This window comes from Shewanella sp. 125m-1 (genome assembly GCF_052977065.1).
In genome coordinates, this window is record NZ_JBRILT010000027.1 from 1 (window position 1) to 26,628 (window position 26,628).

24 protein-coding genes and 1 pseudogene are annotated in these 26,628 nt (G+C 46.5%); 3 read left to right on the plus strand and 22 right to left on the minus strand.

The window, feature by feature from the left end; all coding sequences use genetic code 11:
* Positions 1-99: 99 nt before the first annotated feature.
* From ACVBIK_RS12700 to gmk, 19 genes and pseudogenes are all read right to left on the minus strand, one after another.
* Positions 100-195 (minus strand): annotated as a pseudogene (locus tag ACVBIK_RS12700) (acyl-CoA thioesterase); the annotation flags it as partial.
* Between the two features lie 14 nt (positions 196-209).
* The gene (locus tag ACVBIK_RS12705) at positions 210-1,769 is read right to left on the minus strand and encodes an HAL/PAL/TAL family ammonia-lyase (protein ID WP_447169819.1); all 1,560 of its coding nucleotides are present in this window, start codon (positions 1,767-1,769) and stop codon (positions 210-212) included.
* Positions 1,766-3,517: a glycosyltransferase family 2 protein gene (locus tag ACVBIK_RS12710; protein ID WP_447169820.1), complete on the minus strand. Its 1,752-nt coding sequence runs from the start codon at positions 3,515-3,517 to the stop codon at positions 1,766-1,768. The genes ACVBIK_RS12705 and ACVBIK_RS12710 overlap by 4 nt, the downstream gene beginning before the upstream one ends.
* Positions 3,517-3,903, minus strand: a complete 387-nt coding sequence (locus ACVBIK_RS12715; protein ID WP_447169821.1) for an ApeI family dehydratase — start codon at positions 3,901-3,903, stop codon at positions 3,517-3,519. Before ACVBIK_RS12715 ends, ACVBIK_RS12710 begins: the two co-directional genes overlap by 1 nt.
* Positions 3,900-5,279 (minus strand): AMP-binding protein, encoded by a 1,380-nt coding sequence (locus ACVBIK_RS12720; RefSeq protein ID WP_447163480.1) that lies wholly within the window; start codon positions 5,277-5,279, stop codon positions 3,900-3,902. Before ACVBIK_RS12720 ends, ACVBIK_RS12715 begins: the two co-directional genes overlap by 4 nt.
* A complete protein-coding gene (locus ACVBIK_RS12725; RefSeq protein WP_447163479.1) occupies positions 5,276-5,824 on the minus strand; it encodes a hypothetical protein in 549 nt (182 codons plus the stop codon). Before ACVBIK_RS12725 ends, ACVBIK_RS12720 begins: the two co-directional genes overlap by 4 nt.
* Positions 5,824-6,072 carry an acyl carrier protein gene (locus tag ACVBIK_RS12730; protein WP_447161781.1) on the minus strand — a complete coding sequence of 83 codons (249 nt, stop codon included), beginning with the start codon at positions 6,070-6,072 and terminating at the stop codon, positions 5,824-5,826. The genes ACVBIK_RS12725 and ACVBIK_RS12730 overlap by 1 nt, the downstream gene beginning before the upstream one ends.
* An 8-nt stretch (positions 6,073-6,080) precedes the next feature.
* Positions 6,081-6,335 carry a phosphopantetheine-binding protein gene (locus tag ACVBIK_RS12735; protein ID WP_447161780.1) on the minus strand — a complete coding sequence of 85 codons (255 nt, stop codon included), beginning with the start codon at positions 6,333-6,335 and terminating at the stop codon, positions 6,081-6,083.
* The gene (locus ACVBIK_RS12740; protein ID WP_447169846.1) at positions 6,332-7,105 is read right to left on the minus strand and encodes a lysophospholipid acyltransferase family protein; all 774 of its coding nucleotides are present in this window, start codon (positions 7,103-7,105) and stop codon (positions 6,332-6,334) included. Before ACVBIK_RS12740 ends, ACVBIK_RS12735 begins: the two co-directional genes overlap by 4 nt.
* A gap of 67 nt (positions 7,106-7,172) precedes the next feature.
* Positions 7,173-7,904, minus strand: a complete 732-nt coding sequence (locus ACVBIK_RS12745; protein ID WP_447161779.1) for a beta-ketoacyl synthase chain length factor — start codon at positions 7,902-7,904, stop codon at positions 7,173-7,175.
* A 260-nt stretch (positions 7,905-8,164) separates the two neighbouring features.
* The gene (locus ACVBIK_RS12750; protein WP_447169822.1) at positions 8,165-9,028 is read right to left on the minus strand and encodes a DUF3014 domain-containing protein; all 864 of its coding nucleotides are present in this window, start codon (positions 9,026-9,028) and stop codon (positions 8,165-8,167) included.
* Positions 9,029-9,169: 141 nt separating this feature from the next.
* Positions 9,170-11,245, minus strand: a complete 2,076-nt coding sequence (recG, locus tag ACVBIK_RS12755) for an ATP-dependent DNA helicase RecG (protein WP_447169823.1) — start codon at positions 11,243-11,245, stop codon at positions 9,170-9,172.
* 169 nt (positions 11,246-11,414) lie between these two features.
* A complete protein-coding gene (locus tag ACVBIK_RS12760; RefSeq protein WP_447161776.1) occupies positions 11,415-12,341 on the minus strand; it encodes a calcium/sodium antiporter in 927 nt (308 codons plus the stop codon).
* A gap of 181 nt (positions 12,342-12,522) precedes the next feature.
* The gene (locus ACVBIK_RS12765) at positions 12,523-14,178 is read right to left on the minus strand and encodes an AMP-binding protein (RefSeq protein ID WP_447169824.1); all 1,656 of its coding nucleotides are present in this window, start codon (positions 14,176-14,178) and stop codon (positions 12,523-12,525) included.
* Between the two features lie 305 nt (positions 14,179-14,483).
* Positions 14,484-15,170 (minus strand): tRNA (guanosine(18)-2'-O)-methyltransferase TrmH, encoded by a 687-nt coding sequence (gene trmH, locus ACVBIK_RS12770; RefSeq protein WP_447169825.1) that lies wholly within the window; start codon positions 15,168-15,170, stop codon positions 14,484-14,486.
* 91 nt (positions 15,171-15,261) lie between these two features.
* Positions 15,262-15,645 (minus strand): RidA family protein, encoded by a 384-nt coding sequence (locus ACVBIK_RS12775; protein ID WP_447161773.1) that lies wholly within the window; start codon positions 15,643-15,645, stop codon positions 15,262-15,264.
* Between the two features lie 39 nt (positions 15,646-15,684).
* Entirely contained in the window at positions 15,685-17,790 is a 2,106-nt protein-coding gene (gene spoT, locus ACVBIK_RS12780) for a bifunctional GTP diphosphokinase/guanosine-3',5'-bis pyrophosphate 3'-pyrophosphohydrolase (RefSeq protein WP_447161772.1), read from the minus strand.
* Between the two features lie 13 nt (positions 17,791-17,803).
* The gene (gene rpoZ, locus ACVBIK_RS12785; protein WP_447161771.1) at positions 17,804-18,088 is read right to left on the minus strand and encodes a DNA-directed RNA polymerase subunit omega; all 285 of its coding nucleotides are present in this window, start codon (positions 18,086-18,088) and stop codon (positions 17,804-17,806) included.
* Between the two features lie 61 nt (positions 18,089-18,149).
* Entirely contained in the window at positions 18,150-18,773 is a 624-nt protein-coding gene (gene gmk, locus ACVBIK_RS12790; RefSeq protein WP_447161770.1) for a guanylate kinase, read from the minus strand.
* Positions 18,774-19,111: 338 nt separating this feature from the next.
* Between gmk and ACVBIK_RS12795 the strand changes: the two genes are divergently transcribed.
* From ACVBIK_RS12795 to ACVBIK_RS12805, 3 genes are all read left to right on the plus strand, one after another.
* Positions 19,112-20,248 carry a DUF805 domain-containing protein gene (locus ACVBIK_RS12795; protein WP_447163474.1) on the plus strand — a complete coding sequence of 379 codons (1,137 nt, stop codon included), beginning with the start codon at positions 19,112-19,114 and terminating at the stop codon, positions 20,246-20,248.
* A gap of 224 nt (positions 20,249-20,472) precedes the next feature.
* Positions 20,473-21,378, plus strand: coding sequence for an NTP transferase domain-containing protein (locus tag ACVBIK_RS12800; protein WP_447161768.1), 906 nt, complete (start codon positions 20,473-20,475; stop codon positions 21,376-21,378).
* 92 nt (positions 21,379-21,470) lie between these two features.
* The gene (locus ACVBIK_RS12805; protein WP_447169826.1) at positions 21,471-22,538 is read left to right on the plus strand and encodes a phosphotransferase enzyme family protein; all 1,068 of its coding nucleotides are present in this window, start codon (positions 21,471-21,473) and stop codon (positions 22,536-22,538) included.
* A gap of 56 nt (positions 22,539-22,594) precedes the next feature.
* Here the strand turns inward: ACVBIK_RS12805 and ACVBIK_RS12810 are convergent, their stop codons facing one another.
* From ACVBIK_RS12810 to ACVBIK_RS12820, 3 genes are all read right to left on the minus strand, one after another.
* Positions 22,595-23,293, minus strand: coding sequence for an SOS response-associated peptidase family protein (locus ACVBIK_RS12810; protein ID WP_447169827.1), 699 nt, complete (start codon positions 23,291-23,293; stop codon positions 22,595-22,597).
* 225 nt (positions 23,294-23,518) lie between these two features.
* Positions 23,519-24,640 (minus strand): mandelate racemase/muconate lactonizing enzyme family protein, encoded by a 1,122-nt coding sequence (locus tag ACVBIK_RS12815; protein ID WP_447169828.1) that lies wholly within the window; start codon positions 24,638-24,640, stop codon positions 23,519-23,521.
* Between the two features lie 3 nt (positions 24,641-24,643).
* A complete protein-coding gene (locus tag ACVBIK_RS12820; RefSeq protein ID WP_447161764.1) occupies positions 24,644-26,236 on the minus strand; it encodes a BCCT family transporter in 1,593 nt (530 codons plus the stop codon).
* Positions 26,237-26,628: the final 392 nt, after the last annotated feature.

Below are 26,628 nucleotides of genomic sequence, written 5' to 3' on the forward strand. Positions count from 1 at the left end.
AACAGTAATAGCCCATCGAGTCCACGTCGTGAAACGGGATTTCGACTTCCATCTCTGCGTGTAAAATGCCCTTCATTGGGAAACTCCAAGTGAAACTGTTCGAACAGATAAGCCATGCCAACAGTAATAGCCCATCGAGTCCACGTCGTGAAACGGGATTTCGACTTCCATCTCTGCGTGTAAAATGCCCTTCATTAGCGCTCTTCTCACTAGCATACTTCCCAGTAGCCACTTTGGATCTTATCGACGGTTAAACGCAGTGTCTGCTCTAGTGGTCTGTCTTCGGTCAGTAGCTCAAAATCGGCTTCGACTTGCGCTAAGGTCTTGCCCAGTGACGGGGTAATTGAGCTGGGCACCAATTCTTCCTGCGCTATTCGCAGACGAATGCCCTGAGACATGGCTAATAGCGCAGCAGCAGCTACTTGCTCGGTTAGCTGTAATATGCGCATACAGTCACGGGCTGAGATAGTGCCCATGCTGACCTTGTCTTGGTTATGACATTCGGTGGAGCGAGAGAATACACTGGCTGGCATGGTGTTTTTAAGCGCTTCAGCCGTCCAGGCCGATACGCCAATCTGTACCGCTTTAAAGCCGTGGTTAATCGCTTTACGTTTGCCTTTAGCGCCTGAAAGATTTGCTGGTAGACCATTGTTGAACTTTTGATCCATCACCAGCGCCATCTGGCGGTCGATAAGATCGGCAATGTTAGCCACTGCGTTTTTCATCGCATCCATGGCAAAGGCAATATGCCCGCCGTAGAAGTGCCCACCATGTAGAATGTGCTCACCTTCACCGTCGACAATTGGGTTGTCGTTAGCGCTGTTAAGCTCGGTTTCAATAAACTGGCGCATAAACGGTAGCGCATCTTGCAGTACTCCAATCACGTGCGGTGCACAGCGGATCGAATACCTGTCTTGCAGTCTGTCAGAGTTGCGAGGGTGAATGTGATGGTTTAAGTCTTCACGGATCCAAGCGGCAATCTGGTTTTGCCCTGGATGAGGCTTTGCGGCAAATAAAATTTCGTCGAAGTGGTTCGAGTTACCTTTAAGTGTCAGCGACGCCATAGCAGTAATACGACTGGCAAGACGCGCCACGTACTGCGCTCGATCGTAAGCTAAACAAGCAAGGGCGGTCATAACCGCAGTACCGTTCATCAGTGCTAAGCCCTCTTTAGGGCGTAGCGTGAGCGGCACGATATTAAGTTCTTTATATACGTCACTGGTTGGACGTCGCTCACCCTGGTAAATCACATCACGCTCACCTACAAGTACTGCCGCAAGGTAAGACAGTGGCGTTAAGTCGCCGCTCGCGCCCACTGAGCCTTCTTCAGGGATCACCGGGGTGATGTTGAGGTTAAGCAGGGTTTCTATACGCTTAAGCAGCTCGTAAGTGACGCCTGACTTGCCTACAGCGAGTGAGCTTAGGCGGCACGCCATTACTGCGCGAGCCTGCATAGGAGACAGAATATCGCCCATACCGCAGCCGTGAAAACGGGTCAGATGCAGTGGGAGTTCGTGGACTAAATCGAGCCCAACGGTCACGGTACAAGAGTCGCCATAACCTGTGGTTACCCCATATACGACGCCTTCTTCTTTCAGTAGGCTATCGATAAACCGCGCGCCTTTTTGAATATAGGCCTGATACTCAGCGGTTTGGTTAAGCTTAGCTTGTGCCCCTTTGGCAATAGCAACCACATCTTCAAGTGCCAGACTATTGTAGCCAAATTCAACTGTTTGCTTGCTAGGGTTATAAGTGGTTTGTTGGGTCATTTGCTTTGCTTGTCCTTTATATCGCAACTATTGCTCTGCTTGCATTGCACATTGGCTCGTTGGAACTCTTCGTCCTTGCGCCAAAAATCATAAAAATTAAACCATTGCAGTGGCTCTTTAAGCGCAAAATGCGCTAAGCGACGACTAAATTCGTTAACGGCTTGCTCGATTCGCTCACTTCTCCCGGCTCTAGGGCCTTTTAAGGTGTTAGCGAAATGCTCTAAATGCACATGGTAGCGGCCATTTTGCCGTAGGCAGAACATGGTATAAACCGGGCAATCAAGTAGCCCGGCCAAAATGAATGGCCCTTGAGGGAATGCAGCTGGCTCGCCTAAAAAGTCTTGGTAAATCACGCGACCAGCAGTCTGTGACGAGGTTCTATCGCCTGCAATGACAACCAATTCCCCCGCTTCAATTTTTTGTTGTAGCAAAATCGAAGTACTAGGGCCTAATTCGGTGACCTGGATGAGGTTTAGTGAGCTGTCGGGGTTGAGCTGCTTGAGCACCTTATTAAAGTTCTCGGCATTTTGCGTCAGCACCATGACGTTGACTTTGACTTGGCGCTGGTGGATTGATATTGCGCGGCACAGCTCTAAGTTACCTAAGTGCGATACCAGTAATACCGCGCCATTGCCCGCGAGTAATTGATTGGCTAGCATTTCTCGATTAGGAAAATCGACCTGTTCGAGCTTGATGCGATCGCACCAAGCGTCAATTCGGTCTAACGCGGCATTACCAAAGGCGAAAAAGTGCTTCAGGCTGTCGCGCCAGCTCAGTGGCTCACCCAGCTGTGGATGATTGGGTTGCTTAAGCTTCACATGAGTTAAAAATTGCTTAGAAGCGGTTCTTGCCGTGGTGCCGGTAATGAAAAAATAGATGATCACCGGATACATGATAGCGCGGCAAAGCCAGTGCCCCCCTAAGCGGTAGCTTTCTGCAAGTAGCTTAATTCCCCAGTAACTGCCGCGCTCACCCATGCTCGACCAATGCTTATTCTGGCCTGAACTTGTGAGCTTTTGCTGCAGCTTTCGATAAAGCTTTTTCGGTTGACGCAGCAACATGCCAAAGAAGAGTTTGCTGTGCATCAATGAGATACGCACGTTATCTTTAACCCCTTGAAAATGACTCACGCCATCTTCTGGGTAGATCACTCGGGTTGGCAAATGAATCACTGGCACGCCTTGCCAGTAAAGACGCACTAAGACTTCAATATCAAAGTCCATGCGCTCGCCTAAGGCATGGCTTAAAAACAGTTTCTCGGTTGCCTCGAGCGGATAGACACGAAAGCCGCACATGGAGTCTTGAATATCGAAACTTAACGTTTCTATCCATACCCAAAAGTGAGTGATGTAACGGCCGTATAATCGGCCTTTCGGCACGGATTCGTCATATTGCGGCAAGCCAGAAATAAGCGCCTCTGGAGTCGACTCGGCCTGGGCTATCATGGCGGGTATATCGTTTAAATCGTGTTGACCATCGGCATCTACCTGCAGGGCGTGGGTGTAACCCTCTGCATATGCGGTTCGTAGTCCGGTCATTACTGCAGCGCCTTTACCCCGGTTATATGGGTGGTGAAGCAGGGTCACCCAGTCATATTTTTCAGCCAGCTCGATCAGCAAGAAGCGCGTTTCGTCGTCGCTGCCATCGTTAACTAAATAACAAGGTAGATTAAAAGCCGCTAATTGCTCTAGGGTACGTTCAATGGCACCGCGGTGATTATAGTTGGGGATAACCAGAGCGAGCCGCATTAGTTATTGTCCGTACTGTTGATGGCCTGCACCGCTTCGTTACTGAGTGCAATACGCCCCGATGCGAAACGTTTATCGCCATCGCTATAGGTAAATACCAGTTTGGCCTTGGCGGGATTATGGCTAATGGTCAGGTCTACCTGGGAGTTAGGTAGCATCAGTTGTTGAAATTTAAGTACTTCTAGGCTGGCAACATTGACCGGGTAACCAAAATGCGCGCAGCCAAGCTTTATCGCCCAGTCGAGCTGAGTGACACCCGGCAACACGGGTTGCTCTGGAAAGTGGCCATTGAAATACACGAGGTCGGCAGCAATCTCTAGCCGCCAGGTGACAGAGTCATTCTCATTGTTATGGCTGATAATGGTGGGCAATGTAGAGGTAATCATTTGCTCTTAAACTTATCGATATCGAACAGGGCTAACATGTTTGCGTGTACCCGCTTACCTTGCGGATTAAGCGGTAAGGCTTCAGGGTAACGCCAACGCCTTGGTAGCGTGACCCGCTCAAATTGGCTGAGCAAGTGGTTTTTGAGTTGGTTATTTAGCGCGAGTTTACCCTTAGCTTCGAGTTGTTCCATGCCCAGAGGGGAAAGCGTTATAGCGGCGCCGAGTTGCACTCTAGGTTGCTCTAACATCACCAATGCCGCTTGTGCGACATAGGGATGGCTCTCTAATAGTGACTCCATCTGTACCAATGACAGGCGTTTCTCTTCAACTTTAATAATGCGGTCTAAGCGCCCCTGCAGAGAAAAAGTGCCATCGGCTTGCAGATCAATTTTGTCATCACACTTTAGCCATTCATTATCAGGTAGGTAAGGTGATTTTAGCATCAGCGCACCATCACTTTGCGCTTGTTGGATCTCAATTGGCGCGAAAGCTTGCCAGTTTGCATTAGGCTGGTGTTGACGACGGTAGGCGATGCCACCGGTTTCTGTGCTGCCAAATACCTCGATAGGCGCTTGACCGTAACAGTTAGCGACACCTTGTGATGCTTCAAAGCTCAATGGTCCGCCAGAGCTGAACACTAAGCTAGGTGAACGCAGTTGTCGCTCATTATCGAGAGCGTCGGGCAATCGAGACAGCTGGGCAGGACTGCTGATCAAACAGAGGTTTGGAAACAGGTTCGCGTAGTAGCTTAAGGTTTCAGGGTATTCAACCAGATCGCTCAAAAAGGGGCGACTGGCAGCGAGTGGCCAAAGAACTTTGAATAACAAGCCATAAATATGCTGATGAGTCACGGTCGATATTACGCTGCAATGAGGCAGGTGCTGGGCAAAAGTATGCTCAAGCACGCTGACTTCGGCGTCGAGTTGCTCAATGGTTTTGGCTACGCGTTTTGGCCTACCGCTGCTACCTGAGGTAAAGAGTACCAGTTCGCCCCAATTTTGTGTTTGTGGCCAGTCACTCGCAGTCGGATTGAGATCTTTATCGAGACGTAAAAACGCCTTACCTTCACAAATTGGCATGTTGGCGAGCACGCCATCATACTCGTGAGTGAGTTCACTCAAGGTGCCAGCTTGAGTATTGGCAGGCAGGATTATCTGTTTACCGGCAAGTAACCCGGCGCAGAGTCCGACGGCAAAAAGGTCACTGCTTTCACAGCTAAGTAGCCAGCGTTTGGAATCGGAATCACTTAACTGTCGATGCAATTGTGCGACTTGAGCAGTAAAGGCCGCTCCCGTTACAATATCGTGATGATTGAAGCTAATTAGCTGTTGAGCAGTAGGCCCTTGGCATAGCCAAGATTTAAGTAGATTCGTCATGACTTTTTTAACCAAAATGTTCGATATAACCACTCGCCACCAAGTAGCGACCCTATGAGCAAGTAGGCGATTAGCCCGTTATAAAGCGTCCACGTTTCGATGCTGGTATACAGCGCTGTATAGAGCGCCATCGAGCCATTAAAGATAAATAAGCCGCACCAAATTAAGGTGACGCTATTGAGATAACCGATAGCCTCATCGGGCAGGTCGGGTTCTTTCAGTCTGGCTAGCCTTTCTATCATGCTAGGGCCATGTTTTAGTGAGTAACCAAAAAGACCCAGCATGGTGAGGTTAATCACCACAGGATAAAACAGTAACCAATTATTCTCTTTAGCAACAAAGCTTCCTGCTGTTAAGCCGATGCCAACAAGCAGTGGCAACATCAATGACTTTACTTTTTGCTGTTGTAATACCAGTCGTAAGACTAATATTGCGCATAAGACGAGCGCAATGGTGCCAGCGGGCAAATAGTGCAAACCAAAATAGACCGCAAGTGGATAAGCGATGACCACTAAGCTTGTCACTATTTGCAAAAAGAGTCGCATTACTCTTTGACTAAGCCTTCGATAGCCGACACGACATCGTTAACGGTTCTCACCGCTTTAAACTCTTCAGGTTTAATTTTTTTACCTGTCATTTGCTGTAGTTTGATCACCAAATCTACGGCATCGATGCTGTCTAGATCGAGCTCTTCATACAAAGAGGCTTCTAAGGTGATATCACTCGCGTCAATTTCAAACTCATCGACTAAAATTTGAGTCAGCATTTCAAGGATCTGTTCACGACTTTGCATAATTTCTCCTACGCTCGCTGTGACTCAATAAAGCTGACTAAGCTGGCAACGCTATAGAAGTGTTGTTTGGTTGCATCAGAATTAGCTTCAATTTTCACATCAAACTGCTTTTTAATTGCTAAGCCAAGTTCTAATGCGTCGATAGAATCGAGCCCTAGGCCTTCACCAAATAGTGGGGCGTCAGAGTCGATATCATCAATACTGACGTCTTCTAAATCGAGACAGTCGATGATCAGTTGTTTTATTTCGTTATCTAAGCTCATAAGTATCTATCTAATTGTTGTTTATAATAGTTTTCTAAGTCACGAGTGAGTTGTCGTGCCATCTTTGCGTCGCCACCTGCATCGGCATCATAACGTAAATAGAGCTGGGTTTCGCCTATTTCCACATGCATGCCAATTGTCCGTCTAGGCAACTGGTACCACTTTTGCTGCTTGCTTAGGCCTACAGTATTGGTTTTTAAAAATACAGGCAACAGATCGCTATGGGTACGCACAGTGATATTGGCGGCCCCACGTGCAAAATCATTAATTTTCTCACCTATTTTGGTGCGTGTGCCTTCCGGAAAGATGATGAGGTTAGTGCCGCGTTCAAGCACTGATTTACAGTCTTGCAGAAGTAACTCCGCACCGCGATTAGGAATATAGCCAGCGCAAGAGACAACGCCGCGTAAAAAGGGGTTACGCCATAGCCCCTGTTTAACGATGCAACCAGCATTAGGCATCAAGCTGATTAACACAACCACATCGACTAATGTTGGATGGTTAGCGGTGACAATGACCCCTTTAGCATTGCTGAGGCGGCTTAAGTCTCCGTGAGTAACCTTGATAACGCCGGCCCAAGTGAGCATTTTGACAAAGCCTTTAAACATGATGTGCACGGCTCTTTGTACGCGCTCAATGCGTTGCTGGCGGCTACCAGGCCAAAATCTAAGTATTGGCAATATGGTCAGTGAACTTAGCAATCCACCAAGACCAAAGGCGATGTAGCAAGCGGTGCCGCCAAGCCAGCGTGGGGCGTAAGCTATGCCCATTAGTTTGGGAGCCAGAGGCTGCTTGTCATTGATGGGCTTATTGGCAGCGGACTTATTCATAAAGGGTTCAGTCACAGCTCAGGTCCCAGTGCCAACCAGACAAATTTCCGCTGATATTGTGTTGAGCTGCCAAACTCGATAGCAATAGAGCAAAGCTGAGTTCGTTGTCGAGTTCAGCTTGTTCATCCAAAGGAGTTAACGTTAGTGTGGCCAGTGCATCTTGTGTGTCGTTAGCTGGGGCTAGCATAAAAGCCACTGCTATGGGCCATTCTGGCTCATGGGCAAATTGGCGATAAACTTCAGGCACAGGCTCGTCAGCATAGACTAATAATAATGGCTCTGGATCTGCATGTAGCTGACCATAGGATTCGATAAATGCTTGGGAAAACGTGTTGCTACCCGCAGCTATAGAGGTCGATTGAGCTTGATTGCCAGTTAAAATACTGAAAATACCGCTGGCAGTATTATGTACCGATTGGCTAAACCCTGTTGGCGATAATGGCGATTGCTCAGCGATATCGTTAAGTAAGCCAATGGTGCGATTAATTTCACCGTGTTGGGAGGCAAAAATGCTACGGCATTGCTCTGCAGGGCAGCATTGGTTTACGGCCTCAAGAATAATTTTGGTGAGTTTGCTCAGACGCCTGCGCTGCATAGCTGGCACATGGGCCAATTTGGGGGCGGCACTGAGTTGTATAGCGTCATCGATGACACCGTGTGGCCAGTTGAGCCAATCTGAAGCGTGTTGATAGTGCGGCGACCATGCGCCCCATGAAAGAATGCTGAACTTCAATTGCATCGCCTCAGATACGAATATCCTTTCGTATTGCCCTGACTAATAAAAAGATAGTTTTGACCGAACAGGATACAAGTGCCTGTTGGCGATCAAAATGTAGCGGTTAAGCTGATTATTCTACATCATAAATGGTGGGCGTAATAAGCCCTTTTATGATACAGCTGTCGCTTGGAGGTAGCTATTGGGTAATAAAATGTTGGAATTGAATAAAAGCCCTGTTAATGCAGGGCTTTTTGATAGGATATAGAAGAGAAAACTTGGCGTTAGCTTAATTGCTTCTGGAGCCGGCGCAGTGCAGACTTCACTTTACGCGCGTTTTCAGGGCCCATACGAATCATCAACTTTTGCGCATTAGGCAAGGCTTCTAGCTTGGGGTCAACAAATTGATAGTTGACGCTAACACCATCTAATTCAATCGGTTGCTCGATAATAGGAGCATCCAACATCACCTCGATAGCTTGCAGCATACGGTCATTAAACGAAGTCTTGCGATAGCCTAGTTCGCTAAATGCTTCACTCAGTAGTGGAGTCATCTCTTTATAGGTTTTAGCTAACTCTTGATCATTTAAGCTTGAAAGGAAGTCAGCGTATAGATCATACCTATGGTAACTATCTGGGTTGATATAGGTCTTATTGGCAATTTCAGATACGGTAAAGCTATTGCTTGGGGCTTGCAGTGGGCTCACTTTACGCGCCAATTCGCCTTGAGCTAAGTTATCTACAAAAACCACAAACTGGCGGACGATGTTGTCTTCAATCAATAGTGGCTCAATTGCCATACCATCAGCAATAGCGGTCACTTTCTGGTGTACATAGCCATCACTGTCAGCTAAAGCGGGTAAAGGCTCGACTTCAGCTACAGGATCAACCTCTGGTAGCTGTACCGCTTCAACTTCAACGACTTCAGGCTCTGGCACAGCTTCGGTTTCTAGTGGCTGCTCTGGGATTGGGTCGGGGATCACCACAGGGGCAATAACGAGTGGTTCTTCAATTGGAGCATCACCACTGAGGTAATAGTAGCCACCTGCAGATAGCGCTACAACGACAACGATAGCCAAAATAGCCAGGCCATTGGTGCCAGAGGTCTTTTCCTGTGGCGAAATTCTATCTTCTTGACTGAGTTGCATTGTAACTCCTCTGCACTGGGCAGTGATACGACTAATGATAAAAGTATAGCTTCAATCCATTCTGCAAAAATCCAGGAGATTGTCTATAGTCTGAAGCTCTATTAAGGATATTTAATTTATAAAACTGACTGACATAGCAGCTTATGCTTGTACAAATTGCTCACGATCGCCTAACCAGCGTTCAATAATCGGGTCTACGCTAGCAGGGGCTTGTTGCATAACGTGAACAGCGAGTTTTTGTACATGAGGAATAAGTGCCTGATCTCGCATTAGATCGGCAATTTTCATATCGGCGATACCCGTTTGTTTTGTGCCTAGTACCTCACCCGGGCCACGGATCTCTAAATCTTGCTGCGCAATAACAAAGCCATCATTACTCTGTCTGAGCACTCCAATCCTTTTGGTTGCAGTAGCCGATAGCGGCGCCTTATAAAGCAACACGCAGTGGCTGGCAACGGCGCCACGGCCAACACGGCCTCTAAGCTGATGCAGCTGTGCTAAACCTAATCGTTCAGGGTTTTCAATAATCATCAAGCTGGCGTTAGGTACGTCAACACCAACCTCAATCACTGTTGTAGCCACTAATAAATTTAGCTCGCCGGCTTTAAAGTCAGCCATGATCTGCTGTTTCTCGGCAGGCTTCATACGACCATGAACTAAGCCAACCTTTAACTCGGGTAGGGCACGTTTAAGTTCTTCTGCTGTGTCTTCTGCCGCTTGGCATTCGAGCACTTCAGACTCTTCGATTAAGGTGCATACCCAGTAAGTTTGACGCTTGTCGTTAATGGCGGCTTGTCTGACTCGGTCTATCACTTCCTCTCGGCGTTGCTCAGAAATTGCGACGGTTGTAACCGGCGTTCTTCCCGGCGGCAGTTCATCGATAATCGAGGTGTCGAGGTCGGCATAGGCGGTCATGGCTAAAGTTCGCGGAATTGGGGTGGCGGTCATGATCAGCTGGTGCGGATGAAAGCCCTGACTAATGCCTTTTTCGCGCAAACCCAAACGTTGATGTACACCAAATCTATGTTGCTCATCGATAATAATCAGCGCCAGCTTATTGAACACCACTTGCTCTTGGAAAATAGCATGGGTACCAATGACGATGTGGGCATCGCCAGATTCAATATCAGCTAACGATTGCGCTCTGGCCTTACCTTTTAGTTTTCCCGCAAGCCAGCCAACTTTTAGGCCTAAAGGTTCAAACCAACTGGCAAAGTTTAGCGCGTGTTGTTCGGCTAATAGCTCCGTCGGTGCCATCATGGCCACTTGGTAACCGCTTTCTATCGCTTGCAATGCCGCTAAGGCTGCCACCAAGGTTTTACCCGAACCCACATCACCTTGAACGAGGCGCATCATAGGCTCATGCTTAGCTAAGTCTTGGGTTATATCTGCAACTACCCGCTGTTGTGCTCCAGTAGGCTTAAAGGGAAGCGAGGCTAAAAAAGGGTTAAGTAACTGACCTGTGGCATGCATGCTGACCGCTTTGTCACGGTTACTACGTTGACGCAGGCGTAGCATGCTCAAGTTATGGGCCAGCAATTCTTCTTGAATGAGGCGTTGCTGCGCCGGATGGGTGCCTTGCTCCAGCTCAAATAACGACACTTGATTATTAGGTCGATGCAGGATCTGTAATGCTTGCTTTAAATCCAAATTATTTGGCTGCAGGTGAGGCGGGAGCAGTTCTTGTAAGCCGCCATTATCCAGCATGGCAAGTGCTTGCTCAGTCAGCTTAATCCAACTTGCTTGTTTTAAGCCTTCAGTTGTGGGGTAAACCGGCGTCAGTGTATCGCTCAGCTGCAGGTCTTCACCGGGAGATATCACTTTATATTCAGGGTGAATAATCTCGACGCCATGCATACTACGGCGAATTTCGCCGTAAGCACGAATGGTCATGCCGATCTGTAGGCCGTTACGCTGCGCAACTGAGAAATTAAAAAAGCGTAGGGTTAAGCTGCCAGTATCATCGCGCACCGTACAGGTCAGCATGCGCTTACGGCCTTGAATAATTTGGCTTGATTGAATGACGGCTTCGATGGTGCCGTAACTGCCCGGGTAAAGCGAGGCAATGGGGTAGACTTGAGTGCGATCCTCATAGCGCAGCGGCAGATGAAACAACAGATCTTGCACTGTTGTTATGCTCAGCTTAGCTAATCTCTCGGCCATCTTTTTAGCGACGCCCTTAAGCTCTGTGATAGGAACAAGATCGAGTCTTTGCAAACGGTTAACACTCAAACACTGTAAATTTATACATATATTATCAGAGATATCGGTTTACGCAAATCTGCGCGTATGAGTGTCGCGATAACAGTGAAAATAACGCAAAAAAAGCCTAACTTGCAGATTGCACGTTAGGCCTATTTATTTCAGCATTTGCTGGAAGGGCGAATTATATGGCTTGTAATACTATGTAGCCGATATAGGCGAAGTAACCAGCAATTAATAAGCCTGCTTCGCGGCGCCCAATACGTAAACCTGTGTAGGCAAATGGCAGTAATAGCACGGCTAAGGCAATCATAGCAGCCCAATCCAGGTTACTAATTTCACTGCCGATAATAGGGTGAATAAGCGCTGTCACACCTAGAATACCGAGTACGTTGAAGATATTAGAGCCAACAACATTACCAATGGCGATATCACTCTGGCCTTTAAGTGCTGCCACGATTGAGGTGACAAGCTCAGGCATACTGGTACCAATAGCAACGATAGTTAAGCCGATAATCACTTCGCTGATACCAAACGACTTAGCCATAGCCACCGCGCCATCAACGAATAAAATACCGCCGCCAACAAGCATGCTGATACCGATAACAATAAACAGTACTGACAACATTGGATTTTGCTTGGTATCTTCAACGTCATCAGCAGTTTGTTTTTCAGCCGTGAAATAGCTGAAAGTTAAATAAGCGACAAGTAACGCAAATAAAATTGCGCCGTCCCAGAAGCTTAAACCGCCATCGAGTAATAGGCTCCAAAATAATAGCGAGGCGCCAATCATGATAGGAATATCACGGCGCACCATTTGAGACTCAATCTTAATGGGACGAATAAGCGCTGTAATACCTAAAATAAGACCGATGTTAGCGATGTTTGAGCCAATGACATTACCCAATGCAATGCCACTGTTGCCCGCAATAGCTGACTTTACACTTACAGCGAGTTCAGGCGCACTAGTACCAAAAGCTACAATAGTGAGACCGATAATAAGTGGTGTAAGTCCTAATCTGAGTGCAATTTGGCTTGCACCTCGAACTAAGGCTTCAGCGCCTATTGTTAGAATTAAAAAGCCGCCGAGTATCGACAATAAAATAAACATGGTTAACTCTATAATTTGGGTTTCTTTGAAAGGATGGCAAGAATAGTTTCTTTCAAAAATTGCGCAATCAAAAACTGCTTCTTACTCATTAAATTTAGTTAATTGCTGATTGTTTGTCACAAAAACAAAACGACACACCTTAAAGTGTGTCGTTATGGGTTAATTGGACACCCTGAAAGATCTAGATTTCATCTTCCCAGCAGACTTTACCACCGCGTACACCATCTACTTTTTCACTAAATTTCTTTTCAAGTACATGGCGCTTTATTTTGAGTGTCGGTGTTAATACATCATTTTCAACATCCCAAGGTTCACTCACAATTACAATCGCATCAACAGTCTCATGTGATTCAAGATGGGGGTTAACAGAGTCGACGGTGGCTTTTAATGATGCTCTGACTTCTTCTCGAGGTTGCACATTGGCACCTTCTGAAAGTTGCACTAAAGCGACAGGATGAGGTAAGCCTGAGCCGATAACACAGATCATTTCAACATGTGGGTCTTGTGCCAGTTTGCGCTCGATAGGTACAGGCGCGACATATTTACCTTTCGAGGTTTTAAAGTTGTCTTTAACACGGCCTGTAATGCTGACATTGCCTTCATCATCAATGGTGCACAAGTCACCAGTGTGGAAGAAACCATCTTCATCGAAGCAATTAGCGCTCTCTTCTTCCTGTTTATAATAGCCCTGCATTAGGCCAGGACTCTTAACTAGCAGTTCACCGACATCGGAACACTTGGCTTCACAACCTTCAACTGCGCGACCAACAGAGCCGATTTTACGGGCATCGAATGGGTAGTTAATAATGGAATAGGCGCAGTTTTCTGTCATGCCCCAGGCCTCGCTGATATTGAGGCCAATTTTGTGGTACCACTCAACAAGTGATGGTGGGATGGGGGCAGAGCCTGAGCCGAGTAAATGGCAATGATCTAAACCTAATCCTTGATGGATTTTACGTTTAACGATGCTACTTAGGATGGGCACTTTAAGCAAAAAGTTAAGCTTACTGTAACCAATTTTGTCGATAATGTTCTTTTGAAATAGGCTCCACAGGCGCGGTACCGAGAAGAATACCGTTGGCCTGGCGCGTTGCACGTCGGCCACAAAGCTATCTAGGCTCTCGACAAAGGCAACGCTGCTGCCAGAATAAAAAGATGAGCCTTCAATGGCAACACGCTCGGTAATGTGCGCCAGTGGTAGATAAGATAGCAATCTATCTTCAACACCGGTTTTAAGATCGCGCACAACTGCGGTGCAGGTCCAGGTGTAGCTAGCGAAGTTTTGAATCGCACCTTTAGGCTTACCGGTTGAGCCAGAAGTGTAGATAATGGTCATCACTTGCTCGGCTGTAGGCAAAGGCGCATCAATTAATGGCTGACCTAAGGTAAGCATTTTATCCCAATGGTACTGCGAGGGCATGGTGTCGTACGGCATGGCAATACGCAGAATATCGCCACCAACGCCCGCTTCTTGGTCGGCCCAATAATCTAGCTTACCGATAAAAATTGCTTTGGCTTCACTGTGCTCAAGGGTGTAGCGAATAGTGTCGGCATTCGCCGTGGGGTAAATTGGTACACTGATATAGCCGCCGTGCATTAGGGCAAGATCGGTAATAAACCATTCGGCACAGTTTTTAGAGAGAACAGCGACTTTATCGCCTGGGTTTAGGCCTAAATGTCTAAGGGCACCGGCGATTTGCTGCATCTTGGTTTGCACATCGCGCCAGGTAAACGTCTTGTATTGACCGTCAATAGGCTGCTTTAGATAAACCTGGTCGCCTTGTTTTTCAACCCAATGTTCAAGCATCTCAATTGGGGTTTTCATAGAAGATTCCATCGCATTTCCATATTGATAATTGTTGATTCCAATTCAACCTGTTGCAGTGTTTTTTGTTTTAATCGTTCGTTTAACAGGCTGCTGCAATATTGAGTATGGCGAAAAATGTGATCTAAGACAAACTTTTTCAAACGGGTGTTACAATTTTGTTGTGGTGGGTTGAGAGTGTTATTTGTAGCGGGTGATTTGAACGTGCGGGGGATTGAGTTGTTAGGGATGCAAAATATCAGCACTTAATATTGATTGGTCTAAGTGCTGCTAATTTTGGTTGAGCCCGAGCTTTAACTTTAGCCTTATGCTTAGTTTTAGTCTGAAGGGGCGCGCATTTTTTGCCACCATTCCTCATCCGCGACAATCTGGCCATCTTCATCTATGGCAGGGTAAGGCAGTTTCTTACGGCGGCAGGCTTTGGCATAAATTGGGTGGCCTTCTTCAAATAGCTTTATTTGACAGTAAGGATCATCAAGTTTGCGTGTACCGTACATACCTGCAGCTGTGCGTTGACGCTGGGCTTCATACATAATAAGCGCTGCAGCTACTGACACATTGAGCGATTGCACCATGCCTATCATAGGGATAATGATATGTTGATCGGCGCTAGCGATGCCTTCAGGGCTCACGCCATCACGTTCATTACCCAAAATGATGGCGGTTGGGCGGGTATAATCAATGTCTCTAAAATCGACGGCCGTATCAGAAAAGGTGGTCGCCAGAATTTGCATCTCTTTACCACGAAAATCATCGACTGCTTGCGCCATACTTTGGTGCACTCGGGTCTTAACCCATTGTTGGCTACCCGATGCGGTATTGCCCGATACGCGCATTTCAAGTTCAGACCACACGGCATGCACTTCATGAATACCCGCAGCGTCTGCGGTACGCAAAACGGCGGCAATGTTATTGCCTTTGTGTACGGTATCTAAGCATACGGTCAAATCAGGTTGGCGGTTATCAAGCATCTGGTTTATGCGGGCGAAACGTTCAGGACTCATGATGGGCTTCTGTAAAATGCTGTTGGCGATGATAGTTAGCGTTAAATCATAAAAGGGCGCCGTAGCGCCCATTTGGAAGAGTAATAGAAGATTAGATCTCCATGACTCCATCCATTTCAACAAGTGAATCTTTCGGTAATTGCTTAACACCGATTGCGGCACGTGCTGGGTAAGGTTGCTCAAAGTAGCGACCCATAATTTCGTTTACAGTGGCAAAGTTGCTCAAGTCTGTCATAAAGATATTTAGCTTCACGATATCATTGAGCGAACCACCGGCAGCCTCGCAAACAGCAATTAGGTTGTCAAATACTTGAACAACTTGCGCTTCAAACTCACTGCTAACAATTTGCATTGTCTCAGGATTTAGTGGGATCTGGCCTGATAAATAAACCGTGCTACCAACTTTAACTGCTTGAGAGTAAGTGCCAATTGCTTGAGGCGCTTTGTCGGTTGCTATGATGATCTTCTCTGCCATGATCTGTCCTTGTCTTTATTGAGTGCGATGCAGCGTTAATTAACGGTTTCGAGATGTACGTAATACTTCAGGAAGTACTCTAATTCTACGCATAACGTTAGCTAAATGAATACGGTCACGCACAGAAATACGTAAGTTGATGAGGAAAACACGCCCATCACGCTCTTCTGTGGTTAAGTGATGAATATTTGAGCCTTCGGCAGCAACAATCGAAGTGATCTTAGCTAACGCACCTTGGTGGTTAACGATTTCTACACGCAAGTTAGCCTGGTATTCAACACCATCGGCGCTATCCCACTGCACAGGAATGTACTTATCAGGTTCACCTTGATAACCACGAATGTTAGCGCAGCTTTCCATATGAACCACAAGGCCTTTGCCTGGGCTCACGTGGGCAATAACCGCATCACCCGGAATGGGGCGACAACAATTTGCAAACGTGACCAACATGCCATCAGCACCACGAATAGGCATGGTGTGAGCTTCTTTTTGCTCTTCGGTATCAACTCGGTCGCCGCGAAGACGCTGAGCGATAACAATGCTCATGGCATTACCTAATCCAATATCGGCTAGCAATGCATCGAGTGTGTCATGCTTGGTATCTTTAACGACTTTTTCAATTTGCTCTGCTGATAAGCTATCGAGCTTAGTTTCACCTAGCGCATGATTGAGTAAGCGCTTGCCCAGTAAAATAGCATCGTCTTCTTTTAAGCTTTTCAGTAATTGACGGATTTTAGCGCGTGCTTTACCGGTAACCACAAAGTTAAGCCAGGCCGCATTCGGGCGTGCGCCGTTAGCGGTAATTATCTCAACAGTTTGACCGGAGATAAGTGGCTGACTTAATGGGTAAGCCTGGCGGTTTACTTTAGCACCGACACAGGTATTACCTACGTCAGTGTGAACTTCGTAAGCAAAATCGACCGGTGTTGCGCCCACTGGAAGCTCTAAAATACGGCCTTCAGGGGTAAAGACATAAATCTCTTCAGGAAAGAGTTCTGTTTTAAAGTTCTCAACAAATTCAAACGAGGTGCTGGCGCTTTGCTGCAGTTCTAGCAAGCTTTGCATCCACTTACGGGCACGCACTTGAGTGGTCGTGCCTTGCTCTGCTGAACTGCCTTTCTTATACAGCCAGTGAGCCGCGACCCCTTTATCAGCCATTTGGTCCATATCTTCGGTACGAATTTGGATCTCAACTGGCACGCCGTGAGGACCAAAAAGTGAAGTATGTAGCGACTGATAGCCGTTAGCTTTAGGGATAGCGATATAATCTTTGAAGCGACCAGGATGCGGCTTATAAAGGCCGTGCATGGCACCCATCACGCGATAACACGTATCGATTGAGTCTACGATGACTCTAAAGGCATAGATATCCATGACTTCTTGGAATTGCAGCTCTTTATTGCTCATCTTGTTATAGATGGAATAAAGATTTTTTTCGCGACCTTTTACCGCACCTTCAAGACCTGTGTCTTCGAGGCGAGTTTCGATTGCAGCTTCGATACTTTGAATAAGCTCTTTACGGTTACCGCGAGCGGCTTTCACCACCTCTTTGAGTACACGATATCGCATTGGATAGTAGGCTTGGAAACCTAAATCTTCTAACTCACTCTTAATATTATGAATACCAAGACGGTTAGCGATAGGAGCGTAAATTTCGAGGGTTTCTCGGGCAATGCGACGGCGCTTATCAGGCCGTAGTGCACCTAAGGTGCGCATATTGTGGGTTCTATCGGCAAGCTTGATTAAGATGACTCGAATATCTTGGGTCATCGCCATCATCATTTTGCGGAAGTTTTCAGCCTGGGCTTCTTTCTTATCGCGAAACTTTAGCTTATCTAGCTTAGAGACGCCTTCAACCAATTCAGCAATCGACTCACTGAATAGTTCAGCCAGTTCTTCTTTGGTTACCGGGGTGTCTTCGATAGTGTCGTGCAAGAGGGCAGCCATAAGCGTCTCATGATCGAGACGCATATCGGCCAGGATGCGGGCAACCGCAACCGGGTGGGTAATATAAGGTTCGCCACTCGTGCGCATCTGACCTTCATGGGCATCACGCGCCACCTGATAGGCCTGCTTGAGTAATTCTACCTGCTCAGGTTCTAAATAACCTGACGCAGACTCCTTGAGACCTTCAAACAGATACAAGTGACTCTACTCCTTATATGACGTTGTTGCGGCCTTCAGCGATGGCAGCAACAGCAGCAATTTCAGCTGCTTCACGTTCACGAACTGTTTGGCGCTCATCGGCATCCAAAGTATCAGCTGTGACTAAACCTAGCTCGATTTCGCGCAGGGCGATAACCGTTGGCTTGTCGTTCTCTTCATCAACCATAGGGTCTTTACCCTGCACAGCGATTTGGCGAGCACGACGCGCTGCAACCAGAATCATATCAAAACGGTTGCCGATTTGGTTTACGGCATCTTCTACAGTTACGCGAGCCATGTTTGGAAACTCCAGTGTTTAATCGATTGAAAAAATGACGCAAAATTGTACATGATGACAGTTAGTCTGCCAACAGATCTTTAATCATACCATTTTGCGTATGAATTTGGCTAGCAGAGGTTAGTCTTTGACTGCGAATGATCGCTAAAAGATCGGCCAATGCTTTGTCGAAATCGTCATTGACTAAAACGAAGTCGTATTCATTGTAGTGTGACATCTCTGAAACTGCTTGTGCCATACGGCCTGCAATCACTTCTTCACTGTCTTGTCCACGGCCAGTTAGGCGACGCTCTAGCTCAGTTTTTGACGGTGGTAGAATAAAAATACCAATAGATTCAGGCATCAGTTGTTTAACTTGCTGAGCCCCCTGCCAGTCGATATCGAGAAATACATCAATACCTTGCGCGAGTGTCTGCTCAATCGTGACACGAGAGGTGCCATAATAGTTGCCGAACACTTCAGCCCACTCAAAAAAAGCGCCATCGGCAATTAAGCCCTTGAACTCATCTTGATTGACGAAATGATAGTGCTGACCGTTCTCTTCACCAGGACGAGGTTGTCTTGTGGTGTGCGAAACTGAAACTTGCATATCTACAGGCTGGTCTCGTAACAGGGCTGAAATAAGCGATGATTTACCTGCGCCGCTTGGCGCCGAGACGATAAATAGGTTTCCGCGAGCGGTCATGAGCTGCATATCCGATGTTGGCACTATTGGAGCTAGGTTAGCCCAAATAGGTCGAGTAAAAGATTAAGCGAGCCATTATACAGCCTAGGGTGATATTTACGCTAGTCGCAGATGCATGAATTAGTATGGTAATTGATATTCTGCTCATGGTGAGTTGACGGCTTTATTATTGGCACAAATTGACAATATTGCCCGAAAACACTGACATTGAGAGCTAAATTGGGTAGGCTACTTCATTACGTTTTATGCTTTCGCCTGGGCATAGAAATAGGGTGTGCTGTAACTACATAAATTGTGGAGCAGCCGAATTAAAGAATATTGTTAAGGTCGGTACCAATATGCAGCTTAAGTCGTTTTTTTGTGTCAATGGTTTAGATAATGGTCAGCGTTTTGCTGCAATTAGTGGTCTGATTTACTTCATTTTATTGCTAGCGGTTGTGGTTTTTAGTCCTTCGCTGGCTTTGTACTTTGTCGGGCTATTACTTACGCCGGTATTAGCATTTACGAGCATACGTAGATTACGAGACTGCGCTAAGCCACAACAGTTTACGCTGTTAACGTTAGTGCCGTTTTGGCTTGTGTTGCTCACCTTGGTGCATATTCACAGCATGATGCTATTGCTGTCGCTACTAGTTGCAGCAGGCCTTGCTATTGGTTACTTAGCGGTATTACCTGCCGTTTCAAGAGTCGATTATGTGCAAGGCTATTCGGGGCCTGTGGATATGACGAGCAACAAAAGCTCAGCCCGAATGGCAGGTAGCCGCGTTCGAGTTGAGCCCACTCTAGGTGGTGCTGAGACAGCAGAGGCGATAGCGGTTAGTCATACCGAGGAGGTATATCCCCGCGCTGAAGTGCAGCAAGGCCCAGAAACTGTCAGAGACGATGTGCAGCGTTCTCGCAGAAGTAAAAAGCAAGTAACGTTTAATTTGGCGCAGCTGCAAGGCCTATTGCAAACCAATAAAAAGTTAGTCTTTATTGCTGCAGGCTCTGTAGTGGGGCTGATGCTAATAGTGAGCCTAGTGTCACTCATTCCTGTATCAGAGGCTGACAGTGAAAGTGCTAGCGATAGCGATAGCAGCTCGCAAGTGGTTGATGACACGGCTGGGCTCGCGCCAGTTAATCGTATTTCGACATCGATGCCAGATGGATTTAGCTTAGCGCTCGAAGAGGATGTATTGATTATACGCTGGCTGGGTGAAACGGGGGCTGCGAGTAACTTGTGGTCTCTAGCTACTGCTAAAGGTGATAAAACATGTTCACGACTGCGTTTTAATAATGGTACCGAATATAGGCCATTAGTTGTCGATTTACTGGCAGATACTGGCACTGAAGCACGATTTTCGCCACTTGATACCGAAGCGATTATTGTTGATATGGCAAGGCGCGGTAATGTCAGCCTGTGTGGTTATAACTTTAGTTTAAAGGGCAGCCAAGCAGCATTGGGCAAGGTCGCCGCTTTCCGTACTTATTTATAACTCTTATTATAAGCTTGGATCTGCATAGGTATTTAAGGCAATAGCGCTGGAAATTAAGCTATAGACTCATTAAACTGCTCCGCCTTATCACACGGCGGCACTTTAATCGTTTGAGAGCGCTGTTGTTTAGAGTGCGCTGTTGTTTAAGTGTCATTGTTTGAGAGAGTGACATTGTTTAAGAGAGTGACATTGTTTAAGAGAGTGACATTGTTTGAGAGAGAGAAATGGGTAATAACAAGCAGGATTTAACCTTAGTGATCCTTGCCGCAGGGTTAGGCAGCCGCTTTGGTGGTGACAAGCAGTTAGCGCAGCTTGGACCAAAGGGTGAAACCATGTTGGAGCTATCGTTACTAAGCGCTTATAAAGCAGGCTTCACTCGTGCGGTATTGGTGATCCGTCCAGAGTTAGCCAGCATGCTAGATCAAGCCTTAGCGGGTAAGTTGAGTGATGATTTTACCTGCCAATACTGCGTTCAGTCGTTAGACGATTTACCTGTACAGGCACGTGAGTTTGCCGATGTTGCAAAGCGCCAGAAGCCTTGGGGTACAGCGCATGCGCTCTGGAGTGCAAGGAACCATGTCCATGGACCTATGGCTGTGATCAATGCTGATGATTTTTATGGCGACAGCGCTTTTAGCCTGCTTGCAGAAGGTTTATCCACTGTTAATGATGACTGGATGATGGTCGCTTACCCAATCGGCTTAACCCTCTCTGACAATGGCGGCGTTAACCGAGGTTTATGCCAGGTTGAGGCGGGTAAGCTTGTCGATGTGGCCGAATGGCTTGATATTCGCTGTGATACAGCGGGTTTAACTGGTACGTTAGACGGGCAACGTAAGACACTTGACGATGATGCCGTGGTTTCGATGACCTGCTGGGGCTTTAAGCCTGATATCTTTGATGTTATTGAGCAGCAGTTTAGCGCCTTTATTAAAGAGAATGGCCATCAGCCAAAAACGGAATGTTATCTTCCAACAGTGGTACAAGCACGTTTAGACCAGCAGCAAAACGGTGTGTCTAATCGGGTAGTTAATGTCCGTGTCGCTAAGGAATCTTGGTACGGGGTGACTTACCCTGAAGACGTGCAATGGGTAAGGCAGAAATTACAGCAAACTCTTTGCTCAAATTAGTTCTAAGCGCATTTAAGTAATCAATTTGCACGGAAAGTCTGGAGAAAAGCCCAGATAGCAAAAGAGATCTAAAAGAATAACTGGAGTGTTGGGTGATCGATTTTATAAGACAAAATATTTTGTCCCATTTTGGCATTGATGCAGAAAGTGCCAAAGTGTCTCCATTGGGGAATGGCCATATTAACCATACTTTTTTGGTGCGTGGCGTTGATAGCGAATTTGTACTGCAAAAAATTAATACCGAAGTCTTCAAAACGCCGTCTGCATTGGTGAACAATGCGGCTAAAATTAGTCAGCACTTAAAAATGAAAGTGGCTGCGGGCGAGTACCAATTAAAAGTGGTGTCACCTGAGCTAACTGCCAGCGATGAGCTTTGTGTCGATCTCGGTGAGCAAGGTTTCTGGCGTGCTATTAATTATCTACCATTTAGCCACAGCATCGATGTGGTTGGTAGCAGTGCGGATGCAGAAATGGCGGCTAAGGCATTTGGCCATTTCTCTAGTGCATTAACAGAACTTGATGCAGAGCAGATAGAAGATGTTATTGCTAATTTTCATCACCTGCCTGGGCGAATTGAATTACTCAAGCAGGCGATTAGCGCTGACAGTCATGGCCGGGTAAGTGAGTGTCAAACCTGGATTGATTTCGTATTGTCGCAGCAAGATCTGCTACACGAACTGGCACAAGTTGAAGTAACGCTTCCTCGTCGTATTTGCCATAACGACACCAAAATCAACAATATGCTGTTTGATAAGCGTGACATGACAAGCCTTGCCATTATTGATTTAGATACCTGTATGAAAGGCTATCTGATGTATGACTTTGGCGACATGGTGCGTACTTTCTGTAGTCCTGAAGAGGAAGATTCTACCGCGCTTGATAAAGTGCAGGTGAGGGAGTCTATCTTCGGAGCTATCTGTAAAGGCTATTTAAGTGAGCTAGGTGACGTACTTTCAGATGATGAACGCAAGAGCCTATGGCTAGGCGCTAGAGTGATGTGCTTGATGATCGGCGTGAGATTCTTAACCGATCATTTAAACGGTGATGTCTATTTTCAAATTCATCATGCAGGGCATAACGTAGAACGCGCAGCCAATCAGTTTACCTTGTACCAAAGCTTATTGAGCCAGCAAGACACGTTAAGCGCTTATCTTAATTAAGCCTTTTTAGTCGCGACAGCGTGATGTTCAATGCTAGCGGTTAGGCATAGTTGTCGTTAGGAATAATAGTCGTTAGGAATAAGCCGAGTAGTTTGACCGATAGGTTGATACTGACTCGGCTTATTTATTTGTTGCACAGTAAAGTCATGTCTCAATGTTGGCTTGAGCAGATCATCAAACATCTCCACCTGCTGGTTCGCAGGATTTAACCACGCATCGAGCACCTCATCATTTTGCGGCAAAATCATCGGGCTAGCCTTGCTATGAAACGGCATAAGATCAGGATGGGGCGGATTGGTAATGATGGAGCATGATGTGGTTATTTCCCCTGTTTTAGGGTGTTGCCACTCGCGAAACAAGCCACCAAATGCCATCGCTGAATTCTCGGCAATAAAGTCATGATAGTAAGTCTCTTTACCCCTTTTATCGGTTTCACCAAAACCGCTAGCGACAATCACACAGCGACTCTCTCTAAATGCGTTAAAGCCTGCGCTGTTGGGTGTATTTAACTTATTAAATCGAGTATTAAAAGAAGTGTAACGGCTGGGTTTAAAGCCCTCATAACAAGTTTCAAGCAGTAACCACCAAGTGGCGGTCTGTAAGCGGCGCTCGCCATCAATTTCACGCACGATACTAATGTCGTTGGTGGGTATCTTGAAGCGCCCAAACAGCATCTCCTCAGCGTTCTTTACCTGCAAGTCTTGCATCAGCGCTTGTACAAACATGTCATCAATAATATTTAGCCGACCACACATTAAGCTATCCAAAAATCTAATGTATCTAGGCTAGAGTATGTCTCTTGCTGATAAAAAACACTAGCAAAGCTACCAGATTTGCTAGCAACAAAGTGTGTAGTGGTAAGTGAGGTTATTAATGACTAAGGGGCATAAAAAAATGCCAGTAAGCTGTCACTTACTGGCATTGTTGTTTAGCGGATAAAGTTAACGCTATTAGTTCGCGCGATACTAATTTACACGATGCTAATTTACGCGGTACTTGGCAATCAACTCTTCATCTAGCTCGATACCTAAACCAGGTGCATCAGATACAGCTACATAGCCGTTGTCGAACTGTAGCTGGTTTTTCACTAAGCTAGTGAACAGTGGGCTGCTGCTCTGTGAGAACTCCATTAGCGTGCCTTGTTCGCAAGCCGCTAAGAAGTGTACTGAAGCATGCAACAAAATACCGGTGCTGAAGCCATGCGGGATCAGCTGAGTACCGTTCATCTGCGCGATGTCGTAAATCTTCTTCATTTCAGTGATACCACCACAACGGGTGATGTCTGGCTGAACGATATCGGCGTTAGACTTAGTGATGAACTCTTGGAACTCATAACGCGTCGTTAAAGACTCACCGCCAGCAATCTTTTGTGACACTTGGCGAGACAGCTTTTCATAGCTGATAAGACTATCTGCCAAAACCGGCTCTTCAATCCAGTTCAGGTTAAACTCTTCAAGACGTTTCGCCATCATGGCTGAATGACCACAAGTGTGCCACTTAGACGCTAAGTCAATCTGCACTTCCATCTCTGGACCTGCTGCTTCGCGCACTGCTTTAACAATCGCGTAGTCAGTGTCTGGGTCATCGCCCATCACGCCGCCGCCAAACTTAATGCTAGTAAAGCCCTGGTCTTTCAAGCCCTGCACAATCGCCACGTTGTCTTCAGGCTTATCAGCCGGAATAAAGGTACCGTAACAACGGATCTTCTCGCGGTATTTACCCCCTAGAAGCGTGTGTACTGGTACGCCGTAGAACTGACCGGCGATATCCCACAGAGCAATATCGATGGCGCTAATAGCGTGGATGCCGGCACCGCGACGACCCATGTAGTTAGAACCCCAGTACATCTTGTTCCACAGACGCTCAATTTCTAGCGCGTTTTCACCGATCAACAGACGCTTTAGGCCGTTACAGTAGAAGTTAGTTTGTGGCGCTTCGATACAAGCTTGAACCACTAGTGGACTAGAGTCAGCTTCACCAATACCCACGATACCTTTATCTGTGTGCACTTTAACAATGACGGCGTCTTCGCCCCATTCACACTCGGCATCCATCGAAGGTACGCGTAGGTGGATGACTTCAATATCGGTAATTTTCAACATGATTTATTTCTCTGCAACGTCATCAAACTTGTGGTTTGACAGGAATTTCTTTAGGCCAAACATACACAGCATCAGTACGATTACAAATGGTGCCGCAGTTAGGGTTACCGCTGTTTTCAATGTATCCAGTGAAGCATTGATATACAGCATTGCTAGTGGTAATAGACTTAGCATCACACACCAGAACACGCGTAGACCACGAGTTGGATCTTGACCTTGCTTTAGGTTCTTGGTGCTTACTGCTGCTACGGTGAACGCGGTAGCATCTAAGTGAGAAGCTAGGAACAACATCATTAGCACGAAGTAGAATACCGACAAGATGGTACCAAATGGCAGGTTAGCAATTAGCTGAGCCACTGCGATGTCGCCATTAGCGCTGTTTAGTAGAGCGGGTGCATTCACTATGCCATCTACCATTGCATCAACTGAGTAGCCAGTTAGCGCGCCGAAGAAGAACCAACAACCACCACAACCACCCGCCATTAGACCTAAAACAACCTGGCGAATCGTACGACCTTTAGAAATACGGGTAACGAAAATTGCTACCGCTGGCGTGTAAGTGAACCAGTATAACCAGTAGAACACAGTCCAATCTTTGTTGAAGGTGCCGCCATTTGTCGCATCAGTAAATAGGCTCATCTCAACAAAGTTAGTTAGTGTCAGACCTAGCGAGTTAACAAAGAAATCAACGATAAAGCCTGTGTCGCCCAGTACTAGTACTATCACAGCAAACACAAAGCACATACCACAAGCAGCATGAGCGATTTTTTGTAGACCTTCAGCAATACCGATGTAAGAGCTTAGGGTAAAGGTCAGGGTGATCAGTGCCAGTAAAATAGCCTTGATCGCAAAGGTATTTTCCATGCCAAACAGCTCAGAGAAGCCGGTTGAAACCGTATTTACCGTTACTGTTGTCGTTAAGATTAGGCCGCCAAACGTCGCGAATAAGAAGATCAGATCCAGAGAACGTCCCATTACACGGCTAGCTGTGCTGTCTTCTTTCATGCCTAGAATAGACACCATAAGCGATGACAGGTTTAGGCCTTTAGCGCGGTTAACGTGGAAATGGTACGCCATAGTGATAGACGCTAGGCCATAGATAGCCCAAGGCGTAATACCCCAGTGGAACATCACGTAAGACAAGCTAGTACGCAGCGCTTCGTTGCTCTGGCCTTCAATGTTCAGACCAATACCGTTGTAGTAGTAAGCCCATTCCATGAACGCCCAGTACATGGTCGCTGAACCTAAACCGGCACAGATAAACATGAATAACCAGCTCATGTTGCTGTATTCAGGCTCGCCTTCGCCCAGTTTAATGGTGCCGTAGCGGCTTACCGCGATGTACAGCATGGTACACACAGCAGCAAAGGCAAACAGCTGGATGAAAGAACCAAAGGTATTGGTTAATGCAGCAAAAGCCGATTTACCAGCAGCTTGTACTTGATCTGGGTTAAAGATCAGCATCATGACGACAGCAAATACAACAGCCAAACTCACTGAGATCAGTAGTTTGTCGTTTTGAACTTTATCATTTTGAACGGGGGATTGCTGAGTAACAGTTTCATCTGTCACTGGTGCCGTTGTTAAATCAGTCACGACTACATCCTTACAAAAGTAATAGTGCGATTTACGTTATAGGGTAAACCGCACAGGGAATTTTTATTCGGGCGGATTTTGAGCGAAGAAGGCGCTGAGTGACAACAATAAAAGCTTATTCAGTCATTACAAAATGTAATAGTGGGAGATGGCTCACCAAGGGCGTTTTAATACTGTGATTGCTGAATCATTCGATAAATGTAGTTATATTTGGGGTGAGGTTGAGCTTGTGTGAGTACTGTTACTATCTTGTGTTGCTTAGCGTCCCTTAGTGTCGGCGGTATCGCCTTTTTAAAGCAGATAACCACATTTGCGGGTGGCGACATACACTGACTACTTGTAGGTAAAATGACTAATTACGTTTTGTTATTAGCAAAAGAGATATCTCTTAA